Origin of the sequence: Pseudonocardia zijingensis (assembly GCF_042657305.1) — a bacterium.
Taxonomy (GTDB): Bacteria; Actinomycetota; Actinomycetes; order Mycobacteriales; family Pseudonocardiaceae; genus Pseudonocardia; species Pseudonocardia zijingensis.
On record NZ_JBHSKO010000061.1, the window covers coordinates 1 to 4,366 of the forward strand.

The 4,366-nt window shown below is 73.3% G+C and carries 6 protein-coding genes; 4 read left to right on the forward strand and 2 right to left on the reverse strand.

All coding sequences use genetic code 11. From position 1 onward, the window contains the following. The 3 genes from ACFPL3_RS41850 to ACFPL3_RS41860 form a co-directional block, all read left to right on the forward strand. Positions 1-296: P-loop nucleotide/nucleoside kinase family protein (locus ACFPL3_RS41850; protein WP_465269453.1), on the forward strand; the 296-nt coding region annotated here is incomplete at its 5' end. A gap of 123 nt (positions 297-419) precedes the next feature. Next, positions 420-1,073: a response regulator transcription factor gene (locus ACFPL3_RS41855; RefSeq protein WP_343939607.1), complete on the forward strand. Its 654-nt coding sequence runs from the start codon at positions 420-422 to the stop codon at positions 1,071-1,073. A gap of 19 nt (positions 1,074-1,092) precedes the next feature. Next, on the forward strand, positions 1,093-2,901 hold the full coding sequence (locus ACFPL3_RS41860; protein ID WP_343939609.1) for a sensor histidine kinase: 1,809 nt from the start codon (positions 1,093-1,095) through the stop codon (positions 2,899-2,901). Between the two features lie 59 nt (positions 2,902-2,960). On the opposite strand, the gene ACFPL3_RS41865 is transcribed toward ACFPL3_RS41860, so the two are convergent. Together ACFPL3_RS41865 and ACFPL3_RS41870 are read right to left on the reverse strand one after the other, a co-directional pair. After that, positions 2,961-3,536, reverse strand: a complete 576-nt coding sequence (locus tag ACFPL3_RS41865; protein WP_379591004.1) for an Rv1733c family protein — start codon at positions 3,534-3,536, stop codon at positions 2,961-2,963. Between the two features lie 244 nt (positions 3,537-3,780). Further along, complete coding sequence (locus ACFPL3_RS41870) at positions 3,781-4,044, reverse strand: DUF1003 domain-containing protein (protein ID WP_379591006.1); 264 nt, start codon at positions 4,042-4,044, stop codon at positions 3,781-3,783. Here ACFPL3_RS41870 and ACFPL3_RS41875 point away from each other — a divergent pair. Further along, positions 4,037-4,366: SulP family inorganic anion transporter (locus tag ACFPL3_RS41875; RefSeq protein WP_379591008.1), on the forward strand; the 330-nt coding region annotated here is incomplete at its 3' end. The genes ACFPL3_RS41870 and ACFPL3_RS41875 overlap by 8 nt on opposite strands.

Consider the following 4,366-nt stretch of genomic DNA (forward strand, 5'->3'; position numbering starts at 1 on the left):
AGTCGGTGGTGCTCGACGCATCCTGGACCGCCGCCCCGCACCGCGCAGCCGCGGCGGAGATCGCGTGGCGCACGAACAGCGAGCTGGTGCAGCTGCGGTGCCGTGCCGAGGCGCAGACCGCGGCCCGGCGCATCGCCGGGCGGGCCCCGGGCGCGTCCGACGCCACGGCCGCCGTCGCCACCCTGATGGCGCGCACCGCCGACCCCTGGGCGGACGCCACCACGATCGACACCACCGGACCGGTCGGGGCCTCGGCGGAGCGCGCCGCAGCGGTGTGGCGAGATGCCGCGGTGTGAGGGCACCGCGCGGACCAGCACGGATGGGCTGTTCCGCCCCATCCCCGGGAGGTGGGACTGCGCTTCCCCTGTGATGGACCCCGACGTACGGTGGGGTGCTCCGACCATTGAGAGGCAGAATCCGTGGCCATCTCCGTGTTCCTGCTCGACGACCACGAGATCGTCCGCCGCGGCATCGCCCAGCTGCTGGAAGCCGAGGAGGACATCACGGTCGCAGGCGAGGCGAGCACCGCCACGCAGGCGCTGGCCAGGATCCCCGCCCTGCGCCCGGACGTCGCGATCCTCGACGTCCGACTACCGGACGGCGACGGGGTCACCGTCTGCCGCGACATCCGCTCAGCCGTCACCCCGCCGCCCGCCTGCCTGATGCTCACCTCCTACGCCGACGACGAGGCCCTGTTCGGCGCCATCATGGCCGGGGCGTCGGGCTACCTGCTCAAACAGGTCACCGGCATGGACCTCGTCGGCGCCGTCCGCACGATCGCAGCAGGCGGTTCGCTGCTGGACCCCAACGCCACCGCCGCCGTGCTGGAACGGCTGCGCAAAGGCGACGAACCCGCCGACCCCCGCTACGCGTCGCTGAGCCCCCAGGAACGCCGCATCCTGCACCTCATCGCCGACGGCCTCACCAACCGCCAGATCGGCGCCGAGATGTTCCTCGCCGAGAAGACCGTCAAGAACTACGTGTCCTCGCTGCTGCACAAGCTCGGCTTCTCCCGGCGCACCGAGGCCGCCGTCTACGCCGCCGAGCTGCGCAAGGACGGGAGGACCCGCTGACCCGGATCGAGGGCGAGAGGTGACTTCGCAGGACGAGCCGCGCAGCGTCGAGGGCGGGGAACTGCCGCAGGGCGGCGCCGGGCAGTACGCCCACGGGCCGGCTCACCGCGATCCTGACGACGCGACCACCCGGGAGCCGCTGACGTTCGCCGACGTCCCGCGCCTGGAGCTGGACCAGCTGTTGAGCCAGGTCGTGGAGCGGGCGCAGGAGGTCATGGCCACCCAGGGCAGGCTGCGCGGCCTCCTGCGCGCCAACCAGCTCGTCATCGGCGACCTCGACCTCCCGGCAGTGCTGCGCCGGATCGTCGAGGCCGCGCGCGACCTCGTTGGGGCCCGCTACGCGGCCCTCGGCGTCATCGCGCCCGCCGGAGGGCTCGCCGAGTTCGTCCACACCGGGATGCCGGACGACGTCGTCGGGCTGATCGGACACCTGCCCCAGGGGAAGGGGCTGCTCGGCGCGCTCATCGACGACCCCCACCCGATCCGGCTGGTCCGCATCGCCGACGACGAGCGTTCCTCGGGTTTCCCGCCCGGCCACCCGCCGATGACCAGCTTCCTCGGGGTGCCGATCCGGATCCGGGACGAGGTGTTCGGCAACCTCTACCTCGCCGAGAGCGAGCGCGGTGAGTTCAGCGCCGAGGACGAGGACCTGTGCACCGCCATCGCCGCCACCGCCGCCGTCGCGATCGACAACGCCCGCCTCTACGAGGCCGCCCGCGCCCGCGGCAAGTGGCTCCAGGCCTCGGCGAGCATCACCCGCCAGCTGTTGTCCCCCGACACGGAGCAGGGGCAAGCCCCGCTGCGGCTCATCGCGCAGCGCTGCCTCGAGGTCGCCGATGCCGACCTGGTCCTGGTCGCGCTGCCCGGCGCGGACGACGAGCTGCAGATCGAGGAGGTCGCCGACTCCGGTTCGCAGCGTCTGCGCGGCATCAGCGTGCCCCTGGCGGACTCGTTGCTCGGCCGCGTGTTCACCACAGGGCGTCCGCTCCGGATGGCGCACGTCGGCGCGGAAGCACACCAATTGGCCCTCAGCGCGAGCCACCTCGACGTGGGGCCGGTCCTCGTGGTCCCGCTGCTCGCGTCGGGCGGGCCCCGCGGGGTGCTGGCCGCGGTCCGCGAACGCGGACGGGTCGGGTTCGCCGACACCGACCTCGACATGGCGCTCAGCTTCGCCAACCACGCAGCCCTCGCCGTCGAGCTGGCCCAGGCCCGGGCCGAGCAGCAGCGCGCCGCGATGCTCGACGAGCGCGACCGCATCGCGGCCGACCTGCACGACCAGGTCATCCAGCGGCTCTTCGCCGCCGGGCTGTCGTTGCAGAGCGTCGCCATGAGCCTGGGACCCGGCCGGGCCACGGACCGGATCCTGAGCACCGTCGCCGACCTCGACGCCACGATCAGCCAGATCCGCACCACCATCTTCGAGCTGCACGACCAGCGCACCACAGCGCCCGGCGGCCTGCGCGCCCGGCTCGTGGACGTCACGTCCGATGCCGCGGAAGCGCTCGGGTTCGACCCCACGATCCGCTTCGACGGACCGATCGACACCCTGCCGCCCGAGATCGCCGACGACCTCGTCGCCGTGCTGCGCGAGTCGCTGGCGAACGTCGCCCGCCACGCACACGCGCGCAGCGCTGCCGTGGAACTCGCCGTCGGGCCCGACCTGCTGAGCCTTTCCGTGCACGACGACGGGATCGGCTTCAGCGACACCGCGCGCAGCAGCGGCCTGGCCAACATGCGCCGCCGCGCCGAACGCCACCACGGCGAGTGCCACGTGGCGCGCCGCGCCCCGAGCGGCACGACCGTGCGCTGGACGATCCCCCGCCGCTGAGCGGTACCCAACGGGTCACGCGCGACTTCGACGATCGGTCCCGCACGGGCGGGAGCACGTCAGAGCGTCGTGCGACGCCACAGCGGCTCGACGTGCGCCCACTCCCGTTCCCATCGCCGCGCGTTCACGGAGCCGGTCGCGCGGCGCACCGCCAGCCAGACGGCGACCAGCAGCGTGCCGCCCGCGCACAGCACCCCGAAGGCCGCTGCGATGCCACCGACCACTGCGTTCGCGGTAGTGGTCGGGCGGGAGGTGAGCGCGCCCGCAGCGTCGATCCACACGTCGATCTCGGCTCCTGCCGGCAACGTTTGCCGGACCACGACGGATCCGGTGTGTTCGTGGCCGTTCCGATCGAGCCAGCGGGCTGCCACCCGCGCCGGCATCGGCCCGCCGACGTCGACGATCGTCGCGTTCGCGTCCTCGAGCAACACGGCTCGCACCTGCGACGTCGTCGTGCGCTGGAGTTCGGCGCGTTCGGCCGCACGGCCGTACGTGCCCAGCCCGGTCACGGTGGCGGCCACGACCAGCAGCAGCGCGGCCGCGGTCAGGATCCAGGCGACAGCGTCCTCGACGCGGTCGGTGCCGCGCCGCGGCAGCCGGTTCACGACCGGTGTGTGGTCCGGGTCAGTACGCATCGGAGGCTCCTCTCACGGGTGCCGGGATGACCGCCACCGCGCGTTCGTGCTGTCCGCACATCGGTGTCCTCCTCGGTCTCGGTGACCACGTTTCCCTGTCGACGCACCGGGCGGAACCAACCGGAGGCCCACTGCGAGGAGGCGGGAGTCCCGTCGTGCGCGGGACCGCTGCTGCCGATCGCGGGGTTGTCCGATCACCGCAGCCGGCCGTTCGGCCGGAGGCGCGGCGGTTCGCGACGGACTTCTACGCTCGTTCCCGCTCCAGCAGCTGGTGCAGCGCGGCCTGCTCGGCCCGCAGGGCCGCGACCTCACCGGAGGGTGCCTCGACGACGTCGCGCGTGCGGGTGTCCGCCCCGTAGTCGTGGTGCGCGAGCTCGCTCGCGATCTGGTCGCTGCGCTTCGCCGCGATCAGCAGGATCGCGCCCTGCAGCGCCGCGAGGCAGCTCAGAACGAGGTTCAACAGGATGAACGGGTACGGGTCGAACCCTTCGGCGCCGTCGATGCCCATCCACACGCCGAGGAACAGCAACGACGCCAGGACGAACGTCCACGACCCCGTCCTCGCGTTCCTGGTGGCCGTCTCGGCGCTGTTCCCCCGCGTCCCCGGACCGCTGCTGGCGGTACTGCTGGCCGCCGCGGACACGGCGTGGTTCGCGCTCGACCGGCTCGGCGTGCGGCTCGTCGGGCCGGTCCCCGGCGGGCTCCCCCTCCCGGAACTGCCGCCGGTGACCGCCGCCGACCTGGCCGACCTCCTGCTCCCGGCCCTCGGCATCGCGATCGTCGGCTGCTCCGACAACGTCCTCACCGCACGCGCCTTCGCCGCGCGGAAG

Coding starts and splice junctions, on each gene's coding strand:
- ACFPL3_RS41865 (WP_379591004.1), bottom strand. CDS start 3,536: ATGCGTACTGACCCGGACCACACACCGGTCGTGAACCGGCTGCCGCGG.
- ACFPL3_RS41870 (WP_379591006.1), bottom strand. CDS start 4,044: ATGGGCATCGACGGCGCCGAAGGGTTCGACCCGTACCCGTTCATCCTG.